The sequence below is a fragment of the Acidovorax facilis genome, assembly GCF_050626955.1.
In the GTDB taxonomy this organism is placed as follows: Bacteria; Pseudomonadota; Gammaproteobacteria; order Burkholderiales; family Burkholderiaceae_C; genus Acidovorax; species Acidovorax facilis.
The window spans coordinates 856936-877465 of record NZ_CP192460.1; the positions used below are offsets into that span (position 1 = coordinate 856936).

Sequence of the window (20530 nt, forward strand, 5' to 3'; positions counted from 1 at the left end):
GCACCGTGCTGTCTGCGCCAGTGGCGCCTGTTGCTCCGGTGGCCCCGGTAGAGCCAGTCGCCCCCGTGGCTCCGGTCGCACCTGTTGCGCCAGTGGCACCTGTGCCAGAGGCGCCAGTCGCTCCGGTGGCACCTGCGGGGCCTGTAGCGCCCATCGCGCCCGTGGCTCCGGCCGCGCCGGTGACCCCCGTGGGTCCGGCATTGCCTGTGGGTCCGGTAGCCCCGGTAGGGCCTGTCGCACCAGTGGCGCCAGAGCCAATACCTGCCGCACAAGGCCCGAGGCGCCCGGCGCCATCAAAGCAGGTGAGGTTGTTGGCGGTGGGGGCACCGTTCAGGCCGGGGACGGTGACCTCGCCAGTGCCCTGCACACGAAACCGTTCCTGGGCACCGCCCGGGCTCTTGATCACAAAACCGCCGCCGCTGGGCGGGGTGAAGCTGAGATCGGCAGCCAAGACCAGGGGGGTGTGCAGTGCGTAGGCGGCTCCCAGCACAGCGAACAGGTGGTGCGGTTGGTAGGCGGGTTTCATGGTGCGCCGTGCTGGTTGAGGGTGTTGCTAGAGGATGAAACTCTGGTGGATGTGGCGAGACGATGCCAAGTCAGGCAGCACCCAATAGTGCAGGCCTGTGCTTTCTGACAATCGCGAAAGCAGGCGTAGCAGTGATGGAGCCGGGTGCGACATATCGAGGGCACTGCCAATCACAATGACATTCCATCCCATGCGTTGGACGGGGCATGTGCGCTGTTGCACCCATGCCCCGTGTGCGGTACGCGACGGGGGAAGGTCCTCAACTACTGGCAGATGGCGTAGGCCGTGGCTTCAGCCGGGTTTGCGAAAACACTGTACTCACAGGTCCATTGGTCGGCTGCAGCTGGGTAGCCCCCCCCAAAGTAGTGATCAGCGGCGTTTAACGTCATACGACATCCCCCACTGACCACCGTTTTTCCTGCCGTGCACGTTGCAGTCACCGAAACCGCACCAGCATTAGCGAGCCAGGAGCCATTGGCGGTGACCGTAGTCAGCGTAAGTGGTCCAGCAACCCCTGTGGCGCCCGTAGCGCCGGTTGGCCCTGTGGCACCAGTCGCGCCGGGGTTACCCTGTGGCCCGGGCACGGTGCTGTCGGCACCGGTAGCGCCGGTAGGCCCAGGAATGCCCTGGAGGCCTTGAGCCCCCGTAGGGCCTGTAGGTCCTTGTACGGTGCTGTCTGCACCCGTGGCGCCCGTTGCACCTGTGACCCCCGTGGGGCCCGTCACACCGGTAGCGCCCGTGGCCCCGGTGGCGCCTGTTGCGCCCGTGGCACCGGTGCCCGAAGCGCCGGTCGCTCCAGTGGCACCTGTCGGGCCGGTGGCGCCAGTAACACCTGCAGTACCTGTGGTACCTGTGGCACCGGTGGGGCCGGTCACGCCTGTTGCACCGGTCGCCCCGGTGGGGCCTGTTGCTCCCGTGGCGCCGGAGCCAATGCCTGCGGCACAAGGCCCCAGGCGCCCGGCGCCATCAAAGCAAGTGAGGTTGTTGGCGGTGGGGGCACCGTTCAGGCCGGGGACGGTGACCTCGCCAGTGCCCTGCACACGAAACCGTTCCTGGGCACCGCCCGGGCTCTTGATCACGAAACCGCCGCCGCTGGGCGGGGTGAAGCTGATATCGGCAGCCAGGGCCAGGGGCGTGTGCAGCGCATAGACAGCACTCAGGGCGCAGATCAGACGCAGAGGATGAAACGATGACTTCATGGATGAAAACTCCTGGTTCCGGCAGTTTCAGATGCGTCGATTGCCCGTTGCGCCTGGGACACGGCGTTGGTGCCACAAGGCTGCCAAGCCCATCAACAATGCCATCAGCATGAGGCCGTATTCGCTCAAAGTTGGAATGTTGGTGGCTGCTGCCGCGCCGCCGATTTGCACGCCGCCATTGACAGTGGCGTTGTTGCGGGTGACCGTTGCGCCGGGGCCCAGGTTGATGACGGCAGTGCCGCCGCCCGAGGAGACCAGCTGGATGTTTTGACCGGGCGCTCCTTGCAGGGTCAGGGTGCCCAGCACGGTGATGTTGGCACCTGCGGGGATGACAAAAGTGCGGCCCGTGGTGCTGGACAAGGTCAGGTTCTGGAACACGAAATTGCCACTGATCTGGCTGGTGTTGCCGATGCAGCCGTCGCGCAGCACCACTGTGTTGTTGCCGGTGTCGATGGGGCCTGTGGCGGAGAGATTGCCACCCACCGAGATGATCCCGTTGCTGCCGGAGACGATGGCACTGGAGCCGAAGGTAACGTCGCTGTCTACACTCAGCGTGCCACCGATGTTGAGCGTGCCTTGCATATCCACGGTGCTACAGCTCAAATCAACGATGGAGCCACTTGGAGCGTCCAGCGAGGCGCCGGGTGGAATGACAATTTGCGCTGCCGCAGGGGCGCACAAGCACAAGGCCATGGCACAACCGGCCAAAAGGCGTGAAATCTTTCGTTGCATTGGATTTTCCCTCGTTGATCAGGCAAACGCTGCACCACAGTGAGGCGCGTTTCGGGCGGATGCCTGCGGCCTGTGTGCTGGTTACAGCGCGATGATTTTTGTAGCGTGTTTACTATCTTCGTGAAAGAGTTTGCAATTTGCAAACAAAATTTGGTCGGTGTGACGTGTCTGCACCAATTTGTTGCATGGGCCTGGTGGGCCGTTGCAGGGCTGTGTTCCGCTGGCTACCAGTCTTCCTTCACAGCCATCACCGCATCCCGCCCCGCCGCAGCCCGCCCTGCAAGCCACGCCGTGACGGTGCCCGATGCGACCACGGCCACGCACAAGACCAGCAGCCGCCCGGCAGGCAGGCTGAGGTCCATGGTCCAGTGAAAGCTCTGCGGGTTGACCACGTGCACCAGTACCACCGATACGCCCAGGCCCAGCAGCAAGCCTGCGGCCGCGCCCACGCCCGTCCAGGCGGCGCCTTCGCCGGCCACCACAGCCAGGATCTGGCGCCGCGTGAGGCCCAGGTGGGCGAGCAGGCCGAACTCCTTGCGGCGCGCGAGGATTTGGGCGCTGAAGCTGGCGGCCACACCAAACAGGCCGATGCCGATGGCCACGGCCTGTAGCCAGTAGGTGACGGCAAAGCTGCGGTCGAAGATGCGCAGCGACCGTTCACGGATAGCGCCTGCGGAGACGAACTCCACCAGGGCCCCGTCCACCGCGCTGGCGCTCTCCCGGGCCGTGGGCACACGGCCCGCCTGCGCGGCTGCCACTGCGCGGATCGAATCCTGCAACGCTGCGATGTCTGCTCCCTCGGCGGGCCACAGCGCCAGATCGCTGGTGCGGGCATCGCCGGTCAGGCGCAGCCATACGGTGCGGTCCATGGCCACGGCGCCCGACTGCCGGGCGTAGTCGCGCCATACGCCTGCTATATAAAAGATAGCTTGTTGCGCTTGTCTATCAAGCGCCAGGGGGCTAAAAGCATCAGAAAGTGCAGGCCACTCCATACCAGGGCGTAGCCCATACAGGTCCACCACCGCCTCGCTGATGTAGACGCCAGTGCGCCCCGCGGGCACGCGCAGGGCCTCGCCCACCAGTGGCAGACTTTGCGCCGGATCGTTACCCAGTGGGCGGCTGATGACCGTGAGCGCGGGGCGCGTGGCATCCAGCTGCAGCGGGCTCGCGCGCAGGGCTTGCACACGCGCCAGCCCAGGTAATTGCGCGACGGATTCGGCGAAGCCCGCAGGCAGCAGTGCAGCCTCGCTGCCCGGCACACCCAGGGCCGAGCGCACATACAGGGGCGATGGCAGCACTGCGTCCAGCCACTGCGTGACCGAGCCGCGAAAGCTCGACACCATCACCGTCAGCGCGACGGCCAGGCTCAGGCTGGCCACCACGCCGCCCACTGCGATAGCGGCCGTGCCACGCATGCGCCGCGCGCGCTCCAGTGCCAGCAGCGCCAGGGCGTGGCGTGCGGCCAGCGGCTGCAGGTGGTGCAACAGCCAGGCCATGGCCCAGGGCAGCACGGCAATGCCGCCCACCAGCAGCAGGCCGATGGCCACGTACGCGGCAAGTGGTATGCCAAAAATGGGCGGAGCGCTCGTCAGTACAGCGCCAATAGCTATCAAAATAATACCTATCCAGCCTTTGCCCGCCTGGCTGGACACGGTGCCCAGGCCTTTCAAGGTTTGCGCGGGCGGCAGTGTCTGCGCGGCGCGCGCGGGCCACCAGCCACCCACCAGTGCAGCCAGCACACCCAGTGCGCCGTAGACCAGGGCGGCCGGTGCGCTCCACTGCAGCACGGGCTGTACGCCCGCAAAGTAGCCACCGCCCAGGTCGCCCCCCAGCAGGCGCAGCGCGGCAGCGGCCAGGGCCGTGCCCAGGGCGATGCCGGCGGCGCTGCCCACCAGGCCCAGCATGGCGGATTCGGCCAGCACCAGCGCCAGGCGCTGGCGCGGTGTGGCGCCCAGCACGGCCAGCAGCGCAAACTGCGGCGCACGCTGCGCCACGCTGAGCGCCAGCACCGAGAACACCAGAAATGCGCCCGTGAACAAGGCCACCAGCGCCAGCACCGTGAGGTTCACGCGGTAGGCGCGCGACAGATTGCTGATGCGCTGCGCCGCGTCGCCCGGCTGCGCAAACACCACCTGCGATGGCCAGCCGGGCAGCGCACGCACGGCCTGCTCCCACGCGCTGCGGTCGGTGCCCGGCTGCAGCTGCAGGTCAATGCGGCTGAGCTGGCCCGCGCGGCCAAACAGATCCTGCGCAGCGCCGATGTCCATCACCGCCAGGGGTGCGCCCCCGGCGGCCACGGTGCCCGCCACCTGCACCGGCCATTGCTGCAGCCCGGCCTGCAGCAGGAGTTGCGGTGCCGGTTCAGTCGACGAGGTGGGCGTGGTGGGCAGACCCAGTGCCTGCAACGCCGCCGCATTGAGGAACACCGTGTCCGGTGCAAAAAGGGCCAGCCGGTCGGCCCCCGCCCAGGGCCGTGGCATAAGCGCGGGCGCCATGGTGGGCAGCAGCAGGGCGTCCACGCCCAGCACGCGCAGCGGGGCGCTGGTGGGGGAAGGCACGCTTCCAGCACCTGGCTGTGGCCGCAGGGCTCGCGCCGCGGCCGACAGCTCCAGCAGCGGGCTGGCGCGCGCCACCTGGGGGTGCGTGGCAAGCTGCCCATACAACGCCTCGGGCAGATCGCCCTGCATGGCGCGCAATTCCAGGTCGGGCTGACCGTTGACGGCGCGCACCGCCTGCGAAAACTCGTCCAGCGCCGACGCATTGATCACATGCACCGCAAACGCCAGCGCCACGCCCAGCATCACCGCCGCCACCGCCGCAGCGCTGCGCCAGGGGTGGTGGCGCAGGTCCTGCCAGGAGAAGGTGCGGAGCAATGCAAGCATGGCCTGCATTGTGGCCGCAGGGGCTGGTCCCAGCAGCGTTTGATGCAGGTCAACCTTGCGTTTTGCATCCTCTTGAAGTGCCGAAAGGCTGCGCCTATCTTGGAGCCAGAAGGTGTGAATGAGCCCCGCGTGCCCGACTAGGCTGCCAAAACGTTTCCGATCTAGGCGCAAAACGCAGCTATAGCTCGGGCTATGGCGAGCATTTGCAACAACGAGCGGGAGCGTTTTGGCGGGATGTGCGGGCATGTGGGGTTCGTTCACACCTTCTCAGGGGCCCGCCCTCCTGCGCAGGCCCAGTTGTTTGTCTCAACCCCTTTTCAGGAGCAAAACCATGAACTCTCTTGTGACACGCGGCAGTCTGTTTGACGACTTCTTCAAGGACATTGCACCGGGCTTTTACGTGCGCCCGCTGCACGGCGACAACCTGCCCAGCCCCGGCCAGATCAAGGTGGACGTGAAGGAAACCGAGGACGGCTACACCGTGTTGGCCGAAGTGCCCGGCGTGGCCAAGGAAGACATCCATGTCTCGCTCGAAGGCAACGTGGTCAGCCTGCGCGCCGAGGTGCGCCAGCACGATGAAAAGCGCGAAGGCGAGAAGGTGCTGCGCTCGGAGCGCTACTACGGCGCGGTGGCCCGCAGCTTCCAGTTGCCCGCCGATGTGGACGCTGCACAAGCCAAGGCCAAATACGACAACGGTGTGCTGACGCTGAACCTGCCCAAGAAGGTGAACAAGGCGGCGCAGCGGTTGAACATCGAGTAACTCCATCGGACTTGCGCGAAAAAATGCAATCCACCGCCCCTGCCAGGGCGAGTGGGTTGGTTGATTGAGTGGCCGCAAGACGAACCTCAAACGGCGGTTGGGTCGCCCGCCAACGGCCTGCCGCATGCAGATCCATGGGGCTGCGTGGCCGGGATCTCCGTTGCCCGTGGAGCGTCGGATGGCCGTCCGAAGCGCCGCCGGATGGCGCTCCCCAATAGATGTTGAACCACTTCTTAAGCCTGCCCACAGCCAGTGCATGCGACCATGCCCGCCATGGCACCCGTACCGTGGTGCCTTTCAGGGAGGCGATCAAATGACTTGTTGTGATGGAGTCCTTGCCCCGGTACGCCGCCTTGCGTGGCAAGCCCTTGCTGCCGGGGCGCTGTGGATAGCGTTTGCCGGGCACGCTGCAACCACACCCGCTGTGCCTGCCCCTCCACCCCGTTTCGACTGGTCGGGCCCTGCGGACGCCATGGCGGCTGCAGCGCTGGGCCCGTTGCGCGGCGCGGCTGAGGTGGGCGTGTGGCACGGGGGGCGGGCGCATTTCGGCACAGCCCGCAACCGCACGGCGGATGCACCCGCGCAGGCTCTGTTTGAAGTGGGCTCGATCAGCAAGGTGTTTACCGGCCTGCTGCTGGCGCAGGCCGTAGAGCGCGGCGATCTGGCGCTGGACGACACGCTGGGCCGGCTGCTCAATGGCTCATCCGCGCTGGCTCCCGCCTTGCCCGCCCCGGTGGCCGCCATCACCTTGCGCCAACTCGTGACCCACACCTCCTGCCTGCCACGCTTGCCGGCGGACTTCCGCCACAACTCCGATCCCGCCAACCCTTATCTGCGCTACGACCGCCCCCGCCTGTGGCAAGCCCTGGCCGATGCACGGCTGACCCAGTCGCCGCCGTGCGCTGGCGCATACAGCAACCTCAGTTTTGCGGTGCTGGGCGAACTGCTGGCCCAGCGCTACGGCAAACCCTGGGCGGTGCTGGTGCACGAGCGCATCACCGGCCCGCTGGGCATGCAGGACACGGTGCAGTCGCTGGGCGACAAGGCACCCCGCCTTGCTGCACCGCACGAGGGCGAGACGCGGGTGTCGGTGTGGGAGTTTGATGCCTTTGCCGGTGCGGGCGCCTTGCGCTCGACCACGGCCGACATGCTGGTGCTCAGCCGCGCGCTGCTGGCGGGCGCGCAAGGGCCCTTGGGCCCAGCGGCCGAGCGCCTGTTCACACCGCTTGCGGACCACGACGGTGGCCAGATCGGCTACGCCATCATGCTGCGCGAGCGCGATGGGGTGCGCACCTGGCTGCATGGCGGCGGTACCGGGGGTTTTCGCAGCGTGTGGTTGCTGGCGCCCGACAGGGGTGAGGCGGTGATCGCCTTGGTGGGCAACGCGCGTGCCGCACAGCAGGATGTGATGACGCCACTGTTGAAGCAGCGTTACCCCGTGCCGCCCGGTCAGCCCGCCACCGATGCGACCGTGCTTACCCCGTACGAAGGGGTGTACCGCGTATCTCCTGCCGTCGCCCTGAGCCTTGCCATGGTGGATGGGCAACTGCAAGCCCGCCCCACGGGTGGGGTGTTTGAGCCGCTGCAGGTGCTGGGGCCGGATGCGTTCACGCAGCCAGCCACCGGCCGCCAGTTCCGCTTGGAGCGCAATACGGAAGGCCGACCCACAGTGCTTCACTACACACGCTTTGGGGCACGCCTGACGGCAACCCGGTCCGAAGAGCCGGTGCTCGGCCTGGTACCACCCCAGGCCCAGGGTGTGCTGGCCCCTTACCTGGGCCGCTACCGGCTGCGGGGCGGCAATGTGCTGGATGTGCAGGCTGAAGACGGTCGTCTGCAGGTGCGCCTGGGCTCGCAGCCGCGCTTCACGGTCTATCCGCTGCCGGGGCAGCCAGACCGGTTTGCGTATGACGCGGTACGGGCCGAGCTGGAGTTTGAGCGCTATCCCAGCGGCGAGGTGCGTGCCGTGGTGCTGCACCAGAACGGGCGCTTCCGGGCGCCCCGCCTGGAGCCCTGAACAGGCAGGCCTCTCAGTCAGCCGCCCGCGCAGATGCCGTCGCTGCGCAGCCGCAGCACGCGGTCGGCCCGGGCTGCCGCCGCGTCGGAGTGCGTAACCAGCACCAGCGACGCCCCATGCCCGCGTGTCTGCGCCAGCAGCAGGTCCATCACGCGGGCGGCGGTGGTGGGGTCGAGGTTGCCGGTGGGTTCGTCGGCCAGCAGCAGGGCGGGGCGGTGCACGAGGGCACGGGCAATGGCCACGCGCTGCAGCTGCCCCCCGCTGAGCTGCTGCGGTAGCCGCGCGCCCAGGTCGGCCATGTCTACGGCGTCCAGCATCTGCTGTACGCGCGTCGGGTCTTTCTGGCCCAGCAGCATCAGCGGCAGGGCCACGTTCTGCGCTACGTCCAGGTGCGGCAGCACATGAAAAGCCTGGAAGACAAAACCCACATGGGCGCGGCGCCACAGGGCGCGCTCTGTGTCGCTTAGCTGGCCCAGGTCGGTGGCGCCGTGCGTGATGCGGCCGGTGTCCCAGGTGTCGAGCCCCGCCAGGCAGTTGAGCAGGGTGGACTTGCCCACGCCCGAATCGCCCACGATGGCCACGAACTCGCCCGGCTCGACAGTGAAGTTCACGTGCGAGAACACCGGCGTTTCACCGTAGTGTTTGCCCAGTTGTTCAGCGCGCAGCAGTGTCATGGGGTGGCGGATTCTTGTCCGCCCGGCTGCTGCTGCAGCCGCTGCAGCACGGCCTGCACGAGCTGGGCGACGGCGTGGGGTTGGTCGCAGGCGATGGTGTGGCGCTCGTGCATGCTGCGCAGCCAGGTGATCTGGCGCTTGGCCAGCTGGCGTGTGGCCGCAATGCCGCGCTCGCGCAAAAAGGCGAGGTTCAGCGGCGCGTCGGGGCCCTTGGCCGCCTGGAAGTCCAGCTCTTCCCACGCCTGGCGGTAGCCCACGCAGCGCATGGAGGGCAGGTCCGGGTGCAGGTCGCCGCGCGCGCGCAGGGCCCGCACTTCGTCGATGAAGCCGCTGGCCAGCATGGCGTCAAAACGCTGGGCAATGCGGCCGTGCAGCCAGGCGCGGTCGTCAGGTTCTAAGGAAAACAAGGCTCTAGCGCTTATCCCACAAGCGCTACTAGCTATCTTTTTAGTAGTGTGAAAGCTCGACAGGGGTTGACCGGATACGTGCCACACCTCCAGCGCGCGCTGAATGCGCTGGCTGTCGGCCGGGGCCAGGCGTGCGGCCGTCACGGGGTCTACGCGGGCCAGCTCGGCATGCAGTGCGGGCCAGCCCTGCTCGGCGGCCTGGGCTTCGATCTGTGCGCGCACGGCAGGGTCTGCGGCGGGCATGTCGTCAATGCCGTCAAACAGCGCCTTGAAGTACAGCATGGTGCCGCCCACCAGCAGCGGCAGGGCGCCGCGCGCACGGATCTCGGCGATGAGCCGCGTGGCGTCCTGCACGAACTCGGCCGCGCTGTAGGCCTGCAGGGGGTCGCGGATGTCGATAAGGTGGTGCGGCACGGCAGCAAGCTCGTCGGGCGTGGGCTTGGCGGTGCCGATGTCCATGCCCCGGTAAACGAGGGCCGAGTCCACGCTGATGATCTCCACCGGCGTGCCCTGCTTGCCCAGCACAGCCGCCAGCGCGAGGGCACCCGCCGTCTTGCCCGAGGCTGTGGGGCCTGCCAGTGCGATGGCGGGCAGAGCGGCGTGCAGCAGGGGCTCAGGCATGCTCACGCGGCGCTCCAAATTTTTGCACCAGCGTCCACGAGATCAGGGCCAGCACCACCGACCAGAACCAGATGCCGTTGACCAGCGGCCACACCGTGCCGTCCAGCCGCATGCCCAGCCAGCCGCCAATCCCGAACGCGGCCAGCATCATCATGAAACCATTGAGCGCAGACGCCACGCCGGCCGCTTTGGGAAACGGCCCCACCGCACCGCTTTGCCCGCAGGGCTGGTGGATGCCGTGGCCCAGCATGAACAGGTAAAAGGGCAGCAGCAGCGCCCACGGCTGGTGCCAGCCCATGAAGGCCACGGCCGCCATCAGCGTACCGCCGCTCACGCTCAGCGCGCCAGCAATGGCCACGGTGCGCAGCAGGCCTTGGCGTACCAGCAGGCGCCGGCACAGGAAAGTGCCCGCGAGATACGCCACGCAGGCCGACGCCATCGTCCACCCGAACTGCGTGCGGGTGAGGCCCAGGACGTCGATGAAGACAAACGAGGACGCGGCGAGAAAGGTGAACAGCCCGCCATAGGTGGCTGTGGTCTGCAGCGAGAACGCCCAGAAAGTGGGGCTGCGCAAAACCTGCATCCAGGTGCCGACCAGTGCACGGGGCTGCAGGGCTTTCGGGTTGCGGTGCGCCAGGGTCTCGGGCAAGCGCAGCGCCACCAGTGCCAGCGTGGCCACGGCATACACCGTGAGCGCCATCAGCGCCGCGCGCCAGCCCAGCCACTCGCTCAGCACCCCACCCAGTGGTGCGCAGATGCAGGCCACAATCCCGAGCCCGGTGAGTGCCTTGGACATGGCGCGCGCGCCATCGAGCGGGGTGTACAGGTCGCGCACGATGGCCCGGGCACACATCACCACCGCGCCCATGGCGGCACCCTGGGCAATGCGCCACACGATGAGCAGTGTCATGGTGGGCGCAAAGGCGCTACCCAGCGAAGCTACGGTGTAGATGCCCAGCCCCGCCAGAAGGATGGGGCGGCGGCCAAAGCGGTCTGACAACGGCCCCCACACCATTTGCGAGCAGCCAAACGCCAGCAGCAGCCCGCTGAGCGTGAGCTGTGCCGCGGCCATCTGAGCGCCCAGGCTGCGCGTGAGGGCGGGCAATGCGGGCAGGTACAGGTCAGTGGTGACGGGCTGAATGGAGAGCAGCATGGCCAGCACCAGGATGGCCATGCCTGGGTTGATGGAGGCAGGGGGAGCAGCGCCAGCAGCTGCGGTTGAGGGAGCGGACATAACCGCTGGAGCGTACCAGACAGGGCCTTCGATACCGGCGCGGCCCAGGCCAGGCCAGCCGAGCAAGGGCCGCCCCGCAGCGAGGGCTGCGTCCCCCTGCCCACAGCGCGCAGCGCTGCGAGAGCGGGGGGAAGGCGCGCAGCGCCTCAGGGGGGTGTCTCTACCTCAGCTTGAACAGCGATGCCATGGCTTGCCGATACGCTGGTTGCCCTACCGAGTTGGTGTTGTGGTGCGACCCGCCTTCCACCAGCACAAACTGCTTGGGTTCCTGCGCCGCCTCGAAGAGCTTGCGGCCCAGGGCGGGCTGGATCAGGCTGTCCTGGCTGCCGTGCACCACCAGCAGGGGCGATCCGATCTCGGCCACCTTGCGGACGGATTCAAATCGCTGCGTGATCAGGCCCGACACCGGCAACCAGCCCCACTTGAAGGTGCTGACCACATCGGGGATGCTGGTGAACGTGCCTTCCACCATGGTGCCCTGTTCGTCAGACACCTGGCGGGCCAGGTCGATGGCAATGGCGCCGCCCAGCGAGTGGCCGAAGATGTAGCGGGGCTTGCCGGGTTGCTGCTGGGCCAGCCAGTCCCACGCGGCGCGGGCATCTTCGCTGGCGGTCGCCTCGGACGGCAGCCCGGCGCTGCTTTGGCCGAAGCCCCGGTAGTCGATGGCCAGCACCGAAAAGCCCAGCTCCTGCATGCGCCGGATGCGGCCCGACGAGCCCGCCACGTTCCAGCGTGCACCGTGCAAATAGAGCAGCACGGGCGCATCGGCGCGCTCATGGGCCAGCCACAGGCCATGCAGGCGCTCGGCCTTGCCGCTGGCGTCGGACTGGAAGTTGATCCAGACATCCTGCATGTCCGCCGTGGACTGTGCACCGCCCCAGCTGCGGTCGCTGGGCTGGAAGATCCATTCGCGCTGCTTGGCGTCGAGGGTGGCGCAGCCCGCCGTCACGGCGATGGCCAAGGTCAGGGTAACCAGGAGGGGGGTGCGCTTCATGGTGGAGACAGACTCGGCTTCGCGTCAGAAAGTTCTGACCGGCGAAGCAGGGTTTGTGCCCGTTTCCTGCAAATCGAGCGAAATGGCGGGCAACGCGCCTTCTTGTCCCATCTTCGGTTGCCTTGCCTTCGGAACCGGGGTTACACCACGCCCTGCGCCAGCATGGCGTCGGCCACTTTCACAAAACCGGCGATGTTGGCGCCGTCCACATAGCTCACGGTGCCATCGCCGCGTTTGCCGTAATGCAGGCAGGCAGCGTGGATGCCCTGCATGATCTGCAGCAGGCGCGCGTCCACCTCTTCGCGCGGCCAGGACAGGCGCGCGGCGTTCTGGCTCATCTCCAGACCCGATGTGGCCACACCGCCTGCGTTGCTGGCCTTGCCCGGGGCATAGAGCACGCCCGCAGCCTCAAACGCCTTGGCTGCGTCGATGGTCGACGGCATGTTGGCGCCCTCGGCCACGCAGACCACGCCGTTCTTGATCAGCACCGCCGCGTCGTTCGCGTCCAGCTCATTCTGGGTGGCGCAGGGCAGGGCCACATCCACTGGTACATGCCAAGGGCGTACCCCGGCTTCAAAGGTGGCGCCGGTGCGGGCTGCGTAGTCGCTCACGCGGCCATACAGATGGTTCTTCACTTCCATGAGTTCGGCCAGCTTGGCAGGGGTGAAGCCGTCTTCGTCCACGATGGTGCCGCTCGAATCCGAGACCGTGACCACCTTGGCACCCAGTTCCATGGCCTTTTCGACGGCGTATTGCGCGACGTTGCCCGAACCGGAAACCGACACACGCAAACCATCCAGCGAGCGGCCTTTGGACTTGAGCATTTCCTGCGCAAAGTACACCGTGCCGTAGCCCGTGGCTTCGGGGCGCACCAGCGAGCCGCCAAACGACAGCCCCTTGCCGGTGAACACGCAGTCGGCCCGGTTGCTGAGCTTTTTCATCATGCCGGCCATGAAGCCCACCTCGCGGCCGCCCACGCCGATGTCGCCCGCTGGCACGTCCGTGTCGGCCCCCACGTGGCGGAACAGCTCGGACACAAAGGCCTGGCAAAAGCGCATGACTTCTCCCGGGCTCTTGCCCTTGGGGTCAAAGTCGCTGCCGCCCTTGCCGCCGCCCATGGGCAGGGTGGTCAGAGCGTTCTTGAAGGTCTGCTCAAACGCCAGAAACTTCAGCACCGACAGGTTGACCGACGGATGGAACCGGATGCCACCCTTGTACGGGCCAATCGCCATGCTGTGCTGAATGCGGTAGCCCCGGTTGACCTGCACGCTGCCGTGGTCGTCCACCCACGACACGCGGAACATGACGATGCGCTCGGGCTCCACCAGGCGCTCCAGCAGGCCGTGCTCGGCGTAGCGGGGGTGTTCTTCAATGAAGGGCCACAGGCTTTCCATCACCTCGGTGACAGCTTGCAGAAACTCGGGCTGTCCTGGGTTGCGAAGGGCGACGTGTGAGAGGAAGCTGCCTGCGGACGCGTGTTTCATATTTCAAAAAACTTTCTGAAGATCAAGGGGCGGTGGCACGCCATGGCGCGCTGCAACATCGAATTATGTCTAAAAGTTATACGTTTATGCGCATGACTCTGCACAATGGTGGGGAATGTGGCAGGGTGATTGCCACTTTTTGGTGCGTTTGGATGGTGCGGTGAAGCTGTCATCCATTCGCAAAACGGGCGTCATCGCCTTGTCACAGGGGGCGCCCACAGTTCGGCGGTTCTAAACACAACGAGGAGAAGAGCATGCACATTTCCGGTGCTAAGTTGGGTGCGCTGGCCCTGGTGGCCACGCTGGCTGCTTGCGGTGGCAGCGATGACAACCCCTATCCCACTTTGAGTGGCGACAAGCCCCTGGTGATTGGCCACCGGGGTGCCGCGGGCTACCTGCCGGACCACACGCTCGAAGGCTACAAGCGGGCCATCGAGATGGGCGCCGATTTCATCGAGCCTGACCTGGTCGCCACCAAGGACGGTGCGCTGATTGCACGCCACGAGCCCAACATCACCGGCACCACCGATGTGTCCACCCGCGCCGAATTTGCCAGCCGCAAGACCAAGAAAGTGGTCGACGGCGTGGAAGAAGAAGGCTGGTTCGCCTCGGACTTCACCCTGGCCGAAATCAAGACCCTGCGCGCCATCCAGCCCCTGGCCGACCGCGACCAGTCGCACAACGGCAAGTACCAGATCCCCACGCTGGAAGAGGTGCTGGACCTGGCCAAGAGCGAAGGCGCCAAGGCGGGCCGCACCGTGGGTGTGTACCCCGAAACCAAGCACCCCACCTACCACGTCCGCCTGGGCCTGCCACTCGAAGACCGCCTCCTCACCATCCTGGCCAAGTACAGCTACACCGCCAAGAGCTCGCCGGTCATCGTGCAGTCGTTTGAGGTCTCCAACCTCAAGTACCTGCGCACCAAGACCCAGATCCGCCTGGTGCAACTGGTGGACGCGAACGACGTGAACCCCGACGGCAGCATGGACCTGACCGCCCCCTACGACAAACCGTACGACTTTGCCGTGGCGGGAGACACGCGCACCTTCGCCAGCCTGCTCACGCCTGCGGGCCTGAAGGAAGTGAAGACCTACGCCGACGGCATCGGCCCCTGGAAGCCCTACCTGATCCCCTCCAAGCAGGTGGACGCCAACAAGGACGGCAAGGCCGACGACCTCAATGGCGACGGCAAGATCGACGAACGCGACCGCGTGATGATGCCCGCCACCGACGTGGTGAAAAACGCCCACGCCGCAGGCCTGCTGGTGCACCCCTACACCTTCCGCAGCGAGGCCAAGCGCCTGGCGTCGGACTTCAAGGGCGATCCCAAGGCGGAATACAAGCTGTTCTATCAACTGGGCGTGGATGGCGTGTTCAGCGACTTCCCGGACCATGCCAAGGCGGCGCGGGATAACTGAAGCCCACTGAGGCCCGGCGCGCCTTCCCCCCAAGGGGGGGCGCGTACCCGGTGGGCCAGCAAAGCCGGTTCCACGGGTGCACTGGCCTGGGGCTGTGCCGGTTGTGGCGGCTCCTGGGCTTGATGTGCAGGTGGACCATCGGCCCTCGGGCCGATCTTTTTGCGGGTACCTTACCGGCCCCGCAGGAACAGCGCGTCCAGTTCCTTCATGCTGAGCTGCCGCCACGTTGGCCGTCCGTGGTTGCACTGGTCGCTGCGGTCCGTGGTTTCCATCTGCCGCAGCAGCGCATTCATCTCGTCGATGGTGAGCTTGCGGTTGGCGCGCACGGCGCCGTGGCAGGCCATGGTGCCCAGGATTTCGTTGCGCGCGCGTTGCACCACGGTGGTGGCGTCGTGGGCGGCCAGTTCGGCCAGCACGCTGCGGGCCAGTTCCACGGGGTCGCCCTGGGCCAGCGTGGTGGGCACGGCGCGCACGGCCAGGGTCTTGGGGGAGAACGGCACGACTTCCATGCCCAGCGTGGCCAATACCTCGGCCGATTCTTCGGCGGTGGCGACCTCTTGCGGGGTGGCGGCAAAGGTGGCGGGGATCAGCAGGGGCTGGCTGGCAATTCGGGCGCCGCTGTCCACCTGGGACTTGAGGCGTTCGTAGACGATGCGTTCGTGTGCGGCGTGCATGTCCACGATGACCATGCCCTGGGCGTTTTCGGCCAGGATGTAGACCCCGTGGAGTTGGGCCACGGCCTTGCCCAGCGGCCAGGCGGTGTCGTTGCCGCCCTGGCCCTGGGGCCAGGTGGTTTCTTTCGCGGTGCTGTTGTTGGCCCAGGCCGCAGCAGGGGGGGTGAATGACGTGGGCGTCACGGGCTGCGGCGTGGCATCTGCCTCGCCGGTGTTGGCCGCAGCGCCCCAGTTCACCAGCGGTGCGGTGAGCTCTGCAGACGGTGTGGCTACGTCCTCTTTCCTTGGTCCCCACAGCGCCTGCAGGTCCGCCACATGGTGGCCACGTTCTTCAAATTTGATAGCTGCTTGCGCTTGTCTGTTAAGCGCTAGAGGCTGATTTGGCTTGAAATTCTCAATGGGGGCCTGTGCCGTGGAGCCCGTGTCTGCTGAAGCGGCAGCCCCTGCAGCCGCCGCCAGCGCTGCGGCGCGGGGCGCTGCCAGCGCGTTCTCCACGGCGTGGCGCAGGGCCTGGTGCACCTCGCGGCTGTCTCTGAAGCGCACTTCGATCTTGGTGGGGTGCACGTTCACGTCCACGCGCGCCGGGTCGATCTCGACATACAGCGCGTAGATGGGCTGCTTGTGGCCGTGCAGCACGTCTTCATACGCGCTCCGGGCGGCGTGCGTCAGCACCTTGTCGCGCACGAAGCGCCCGTTGACGTAGCAATACTGGTGGTCGGGGCGCGAGCGGGCAGCGTCGGGCAGGCCTGCGCGGCCGGTCACGATGACGGGGCCCACGCGGTGCTGCACGGCGACGGACTGGGTGACGAAGTCTTCGCCCAGCACGTCCGACAGGCGGCGGGCCAGCGCATCTTGTGCATCCCCCTGGCCAGGCACGAAGGTGGCGCGCCACTGCTCCACCAGCTTGCCTTCGTGCCAGATGGCAAATCCCACATCGGGCCGGGCCAGCGCGTGCCGGCGCACCGATTCGATGCAGTGCGCCAGCTCGGTGGCGTCGGTCTTCAGGAACTTGCGGCGCGCGGGGGTGGAGAAGAACAGCTCCTTCACCTCCACGGTGGTGCCGGTGCTGCGCGCGGCGGGGCGCAGCTCGCCGCTGCGGGCGTCCAGCAAAAAGGCGTTGGACTGGGCGATGGGGCGGGAGAGCAGCGACATCTCCGATACCGAGGCAATCGCAGCCAGCGCCTCGCCCCGAAAGCCCATGGTGGCCACGGTTTCCAGGTCGTTCAGGTTGGTGATCTTGCTGGTGGCGTGGCGGCGCAGGGCCACGGGCAGCTCTTCGTGTGGAATGCCGCCGCCGTCGTCTTCCACGGTGATCAGGCGCACGCCGCCGGCCGACAGGCGCACGGTGATTTGCGTGGCGCCTGCATCCAGCGCGTTGTCCACCAGCTCGCGCACCACCGAGGCGGGGCGTTCCACCACCTCACCGGCGGCGATCTGGCTGATCAGCTCGTCCGGCAGGTCGCGGATGGGGCGGCGGGTGTTGAGGGGGGTGAAAGAGGCAGGCTGCGCCGCTGCAAGGGTGGGGGTGGTGTCGTTCACCCGGCCAATTTTAGGGCGGGGGCCGCGCAGGGGTATCGGCCGGTGCCTATTGGCCGATGGGGATAATGCCCGCAACTTTTTTGCGTCCGGTGCCCCCACCGGCTACCCCATGGAACTGGTGACCTTTCTGATCGACTTCATCCTGCATGTCGACAAGTACCTCGAAGCCTTTGTGCAAACCTATGGCGCCTGGGTGTATGCGCTGTTGTTCCTGATCGTGTTCGTCGAAACCGGTGTGGTGGTCATGCCGTTTTTGCCCGGTGACTCACTGCTGTTCATCGTGGGCGCGCTCTGCGGCGCGGGGATGATGAGTTTTCCGCTGGCCTGCGCGGTGCTCATCGCGGCGGCCATTCTGGGGGACCAGTGCAACTATTCGATTGGCCGCTTCTTTGGCCCCAAGGTGTTCCAGTGGGAGGACTCGCGCTGGTTCAACCGCCGGGCCTTCAACCAGGCGCACGATTTTTACGAGCGCTATGGGGGCATCACCATCATCCTCGCGCGTTTCATGCCATTCATCCGCACGTTTGCGCCCTTTGTGGCGGGCGTGGCCGAGATGAGCCGTGCCAAGTTCACAGCGTTCAACGTGGCCGGGGCACTCATCTGGGTGCTGGGCATTTGCTCCGCTGGCTACTTCTTTGGCAACTTTGCCTGGGTCAAGGAGAACCTGGACAAGATCATCTGGGCGATGATTTTTGTGCCCGGCCTGATCGCGATTTTTGGCGCCTGGCGGGCTGGGCGGCAGGCCAAGGCGGCCTGATTTATCAATTGCAAATGCTAAAAAAATATAGCTGCTGGCGCTACAAAATAAGCGCTAGCAGCTATTTTTATGCCTGATTCCCAGAGGGTCAGGCACAGAGGGTGGAATTAACGGCGGTAGGGCTTGCGTTGATCGCGGTCTTCGCCGATCTCATGGCCGATGAGGGCACCGGCCGCCGCGCCGCCAATGGTGCCCACGGGGCCGCCAAAGACAGCGTTGCCGGCTACACCGCCGACCACGGCGCCTACACCGGTGCCCACCTGGGCGCCCGACGGATTGGAAGCGCAACCACCCAGAGCAAGGGCTGCAGTGCAGGTGGTGGCAAGAAGGATGTGACGGATTTTCATGGCAGGAGTCCTTTATGAATGGAGTCAGGCCTGGGGTCCCTGCAGCGGGTGCGTTGGGGCTCGACCTGTGGCTTCACTATCAATCCGGCGGCTGGGGCCCGGCGTAGGCAGCTGTGGCAAGCGTCTGTAGGACATGGGGCCTCGTGCGGGGCGGGCGCTGCGTTTGGCCGTAAGGCGTCCTTGGCCCATGGGCCAGAGGCCGGTGATCAGGGTTTACGTGGCCCGTGGGGTGGTTGCCAACGGGCGGGCGCAGGAAGATCATTTCTTCTCTCTGCAAACCCATCACATACATCTACAAAAGGGGACACCATGGACCAGCAACCACGGGGGATGGGTGCGCAGCTGACGGTTGCGCAACAGATTGGATTGATTGTGGGGGTGGCTGTTTTTGCGCTGGTGCTCATCCTGGTCCTGAGCCTGGTGCGGGTGCAGACCCTGGGCAATACGGTAGACCGCCTGGCCACCGAGCAGGTCGAGCGGCTGCAGCTGGCACTGCGCTGGCGCAGCAACATTGCCGTCAACTCCACGCGGGTGTTTTCCATCGTCCAGACGGAGGGCGATGACCTGCAGAACTACTTCAAGGACGTGGTGGCGGCCACCACCGCTGACACCAGCAAGGTGCAAAAGCGCTACACCGAGCTGGAAAACAGCCCGCAGGGGCTGCTCATCCAGGAGGAATTGGCCACCATCCGCAAGTCTTACCTGGAGACGCGCGACAAGTCGCTCGCGCTGAAGAAGGCGGGCGACATGGCCCAGGCGCGCGCCTATGCGCTGGGCAGCTTTGCCCCGGTGCTGGACAAGTACAACGCCGTGGCCGACAAGATGGTGAACTACCAGGTGCAACGCTCGGCCGAGCAGGCGGCCGAGGCGGCGGGCTTGATCCAGTCCTACCGCATGACCGTGTTGGTGGCGGGTGTGGCGGGGCTGGCGCTGCTGGCGGTGTTGTCGTGGGTGGTGGTACAGCGCATCCGCCGCTCGCTGGGGGAAGTGAGCGCCGTCGCCCAGCGCATTGGCGAGGGTGATCTGTCGCAGCCCATCCATGCCAGCGGGCGGGGCGAGGTGGCCGAGATGATGCGGGCGATGGAGGCCATGCAGACCTCGCTGGTGCGCATCGTGGGCGATGTGCGCCACAGCAGCGACAGCATTGCCACCGGCTCCAGCGAAATCGCCTCGGGCAATGCCGACCTGAGCCAGCGCACCGAGGAGCAGGCCAGCAACCTGGAGCAAACCGCAGCCTCGATGGAGGAGATCACCAGCACCGTGAAGAACAATGCCGACACTGCCCAGCGCGCTGCCGTGCTGGCGGGCACCGCATCGGCTGCGGCCGTGAAGGGTGGCGAGGTGGTGGGCCAGGTGGTGGCCACGATGCAGGACATTTCGGCCGCATCGCGCAAGATCACCGACATCATTGCGGTGATAGATGGCATCGCGTTCCAGACCAACATCCTGGCGCTCAATGCCGCTGTGGAAGCCGCCCGCGCGGGCGAGCAGGGCCGGGGTTTTGCCGTGGTGGCCAGCGAGGTGCGCAATTTGGCCCAGCGCAGTGCCGAGGCTGCCAAGGAGATCAAGGCCCTGATTGGTGCCAGTGTGGAGAAGGTGGATGCTGGTACGCACCTGGTCGGCAACGCGGGGCAGAGCATCGAAGACATCGTCGCCCAGGTCAAACGTGTGAGTGACCTGATCGGCGAAATATCGAGTGCGACGGGCGAGCAGACCATCGGCATCAGTCAGGTGGGCGAGGCCGTCACACAGCTCGACCAGGTCACGCAGCAGAACGCGGCGCTCGTGGAGCAGAGCGCCGCAGCGGCCGACAGCCTCAAGCACCAGGCTGCCAAGCTGGCCGAAATTGTGAGCGTGTTCCGGCTGGGGCGCTGAGCGGACACTGATCCGCTGATGGGCCTATGCTGCTTGGGTAGGCTTGAGGCACATGGTGACCAGCAGCGATGCATCCTCCACGGCTTTGAGCGAGTGCAGTGCGCGGGGCGCAAGGTGCACAAAATCGCCCGCGCGCAGTTGCTGAACGCCGTGCTCGCTGACAAATTCCACCATGCCTTCAATGCACAACACGGTGCCCTCGCCGGGGGTCTGGTGTTCTTTCATGGATTTGCCCACCGGCAGCACCACGCGTATCACTTCAAGCTGACCTGCTTTGAGGATGGCGGTGGTGACGGTTTCGGGCAAACGGTCGCCCAGGGGGCGCATGCTGACGATCTGGCCGGATTGGGCGTGGGGTAGTGCCATGGCATTCCTCCTTTCCTGCCGGTG

16 protein-coding genes are annotated in these 20530 nt (G+C 66.4%); 5 read left to right on the top strand and 11 right to left on the bottom strand.

Translation table 11 applies throughout. The features are described 5' to 3' along the window. Window positions 1-789 precede the first annotated feature (789 nt). The 3 genes from ACQ4MJ_RS03895 to ACQ4MJ_RS03905 all read right to left on the bottom strand — a co-directional run bounded on the left by ACQ4MJ_RS03895 (window position 790) and on the right by ACQ4MJ_RS03905 (window position 5348). Window positions 790-1725, bottom strand: a complete 936-nt coding sequence (locus tag ACQ4MJ_RS03895) for a collagen-like triple helix repeat-containing protein (RefSeq protein ID WP_431149929.1) — start codon at window positions 1723-1725, stop codon at window positions 790-792. Between the two features lie 27 nt (window positions 1726-1752). Further along, complete coding sequence (locus ACQ4MJ_RS03900; RefSeq protein WP_255577784.1) at window positions 1753-2307, bottom strand: IPTL-CTERM sorting domain-containing protein; 555 nt, start codon at window positions 2305-2307, stop codon at window positions 1753-1755. Between the two features lie 374 nt (window positions 2308-2681). Beyond that, window positions 2682-5348, bottom strand: a complete 2667-nt coding sequence (locus ACQ4MJ_RS03905; RefSeq protein ID WP_431149926.1) for an FtsX-like permease family protein — start codon at window positions 5346-5348, stop codon at window positions 2682-2684. A 322-nt stretch (window positions 5349-5670) separates the two neighbouring features. Here ACQ4MJ_RS03905 and ACQ4MJ_RS03910 point away from each other — a divergent pair, with 322 nt between their 5' ends. Both ACQ4MJ_RS03910 and ACQ4MJ_RS03915 read left to right on the top strand, forming a co-directional pair. Beyond that, window positions 5671-6099: an Hsp20/alpha crystallin family protein gene (locus ACQ4MJ_RS03910; protein ID WP_055393269.1), complete on the top strand. Its 429-nt coding sequence runs from the start codon at window positions 5671-5673 to the stop codon at window positions 6097-6099. 313 nt (window positions 6100-6412) lie between these two features. Continuing rightward, entirely contained in the window at window positions 6413-8116 is a 1704-nt protein-coding gene (locus tag ACQ4MJ_RS03915; RefSeq protein WP_431149924.1) for a serine hydrolase, read from the top strand. Between the two features lie 17 nt (window positions 8117-8133). Here the strand turns inward: ACQ4MJ_RS03915 and ACQ4MJ_RS03920 are convergent, their stop codons facing one another. The 5 genes from ACQ4MJ_RS03920 to gdhA form a co-directional block, all read right to left on the bottom strand. Continuing rightward, window positions 8134-8790 carry an ABC transporter ATP-binding protein gene (locus tag ACQ4MJ_RS03920; RefSeq protein WP_431149921.1) on the bottom strand — a complete coding sequence of 219 codons (657 nt, stop codon included), beginning with the start codon at window positions 8788-8790 and terminating at the stop codon, window positions 8134-8136. Beyond that, window positions 8787-9818, bottom strand: a complete 1032-nt coding sequence (gene miaA, locus ACQ4MJ_RS03925) for a tRNA (adenosine(37)-N6)-dimethylallyltransferase MiaA (protein WP_431149919.1) — start codon at window positions 9816-9818, stop codon at window positions 8787-8789. The genes ACQ4MJ_RS03920 and miaA overlap by 4 nt, the downstream gene beginning before the upstream one ends. Then, entirely contained in the window at window positions 9811-11052 is a 1242-nt protein-coding gene (locus tag ACQ4MJ_RS03930; RefSeq protein WP_055393275.1) for a multidrug effflux MFS transporter, read from the bottom strand. The genes miaA and ACQ4MJ_RS03930 overlap by 8 nt, the downstream gene beginning before the upstream one ends. Before the next feature lie 160 nt (window positions 11053-11212). Continuing rightward, window positions 11213-12046 (bottom strand): alpha/beta hydrolase, encoded by an 834-nt coding sequence (locus ACQ4MJ_RS03935; protein ID WP_431149916.1) that lies wholly within the window; start codon window positions 12044-12046, stop codon window positions 11213-11215. Between the two features lie 140 nt (window positions 12047-12186). After that, the gene (gene gdhA / locus ACQ4MJ_RS03940) at window positions 12187-13530 is read right to left on the bottom strand and encodes an NADP-specific glutamate dehydrogenase (RefSeq protein ID WP_431149913.1); all 1344 of its coding nucleotides are present in this window, start codon (window positions 13528-13530) and stop codon (window positions 12187-12189) included. Window positions 13531-13784: 254 nt separating this feature from the next. Here gdhA and ACQ4MJ_RS03945 point away from each other — a divergent pair, with 254 nt between their 5' ends. After that, on the top strand, window positions 13785-14948 hold the full coding sequence (locus ACQ4MJ_RS03945; protein WP_121505819.1) for a glycerophosphodiester phosphodiesterase: 1164 nt from the start codon (window positions 13785-13787) through the stop codon (window positions 14946-14948). A 170-nt stretch (window positions 14949-15118) separates the two neighbouring features. On the opposite strand, the gene mutL is transcribed toward ACQ4MJ_RS03945, so the two are convergent. Then, complete coding sequence (gene mutL / locus ACQ4MJ_RS03950; RefSeq protein WP_431149911.1) at window positions 15119-17161, bottom strand: DNA mismatch repair endonuclease MutL; 2043 nt, start codon at window positions 17159-17161, stop codon at window positions 15119-15121. Between the two features lie 109 nt (window positions 17162-17270). Between mutL and ACQ4MJ_RS03955 the strand changes: the two genes are divergently transcribed. Further along, on the top strand, window positions 17271-17918 hold the full coding sequence (locus ACQ4MJ_RS03955; RefSeq protein ID WP_121420696.1) for a DedA family protein: 648 nt from the start codon (window positions 17271-17273) through the stop codon (window positions 17916-17918). A gap of 107 nt (window positions 17919-18025) precedes the next feature. Here the strand turns inward: ACQ4MJ_RS03955 and ACQ4MJ_RS03960 are convergent, their stop codons facing one another. Next, on the bottom strand, window positions 18026-18265 hold the full coding sequence (locus ACQ4MJ_RS03960; protein ID WP_082437237.1) for a glycine zipper 2TM domain-containing protein: 240 nt from the start codon (window positions 18263-18265) through the stop codon (window positions 18026-18028). A 309-nt stretch (window positions 18266-18574) separates the two neighbouring features. Here ACQ4MJ_RS03960 and ACQ4MJ_RS03965 point away from each other — a divergent pair, with 309 nt between their 5' ends. Then, on the top strand, window positions 18575-20140 hold the full coding sequence (locus ACQ4MJ_RS03965; protein ID WP_431149908.1) for a methyl-accepting chemotaxis protein: 1566 nt from the start codon (window positions 18575-18577) through the stop codon (window positions 20138-20140). 24 nt (window positions 20141-20164) lie between these two features. Here ACQ4MJ_RS03965 and ACQ4MJ_RS03970 read toward each other — a convergent pair whose 3' ends face one another. Continuing rightward, complete coding sequence (locus tag ACQ4MJ_RS03970) at window positions 20165-20506, bottom strand: cupin domain-containing protein (protein ID WP_055393289.1); 342 nt, start codon at window positions 20504-20506, stop codon at window positions 20165-20167. Window positions 20507-20530: the final 24 nt, after the last annotated feature.

Coding starts and splice junctions, on each gene's coding strand:
- ACQ4MJ_RS03900 (WP_255577784.1), bottom strand. CDS start 2,307: ATGCAAGGCACGCTCAACATCGGTGGCACGCTGAGTGTAGACAGCGAC.
- ACQ4MJ_RS03895 (WP_431149929.1), bottom strand. CDS start 1,725: ATGAAGTCATCGTTTCATCCTCTGCGTCTGATCTGCGCCCTGAGTGCT.
- ACQ4MJ_RS03920 (WP_431149921.1), bottom strand. CDS start 8,790: ATGACACTGCTGCGCGCTGAACAACTGGGCAAACACTACGGTGAAACG.
- ACQ4MJ_RS03915 (WP_431149924.1), top strand. CDS start 6,413: ATGACTTGTTGTGATGGAGTCCTTGCCCCGGTACGCCGCCTTGCGTGG.
- ACQ4MJ_RS03965 (WP_431149908.1), top strand. CDS start 18,575: ATGGACCAGCAACCACGGGGGATGGGTGCGCAGCTGACGGTTGCGCAA.
- ACQ4MJ_RS03970 (WP_055393289.1), bottom strand. CDS start 20,506: ATGGCACTACCCCACGCCCAATCCGGCCAGATCGTCAGCATGCGCCCC.
- ACQ4MJ_RS03910 (WP_055393269.1), top strand. CDS start 5,671: ATGAACTCTCTTGTGACACGCGGCAGTCTGTTTGACGACTTCTTCAAG.
- miaA (WP_431149919.1), bottom strand. CDS start 9,818: ATGCCTGAGCCCCTGCTGCACGCCGCTCTGCCCGCCATCGCACTGGCA.
- gdhA (WP_431149913.1), bottom strand. CDS start 13,530: ATGAAACACGCGTCCGCAGGCAGCTTCCTCTCACACGTCGCCCTTCGC.
- ACQ4MJ_RS03930 (WP_055393275.1), bottom strand. CDS start 11,052: ATGTCCGCTCCCTCAACCGCAGCTGCTGGCGCTGCTCCCCCTGCCTCC.
- ACQ4MJ_RS03960 (WP_082437237.1), bottom strand. CDS start 18,265: ATGAAAATCCGTCACATCCTTCTTGCCACCACCTGCACTGCAGCCCTT.
- ACQ4MJ_RS03945 (WP_121505819.1), top strand. CDS start 13,785: ATGCACATTTCCGGTGCTAAGTTGGGTGCGCTGGCCCTGGTGGCCACG.
- ACQ4MJ_RS03955 (WP_121420696.1), top strand. CDS start 17,271: ATGGAACTGGTGACCTTTCTGATCGACTTCATCCTGCATGTCGACAAG.
- ACQ4MJ_RS03905 (WP_431149926.1), bottom strand. CDS start 5,348: ATGCAGGCCATGCTTGCATTGCTCCGCACCTTCTCCTGGCAGGACCTG.
- ACQ4MJ_RS03935 (WP_431149916.1), bottom strand. CDS start 12,046: ATGAAGCGCACCCCCCTCCTGGTTACCCTGACCTTGGCCATCGCCGTG.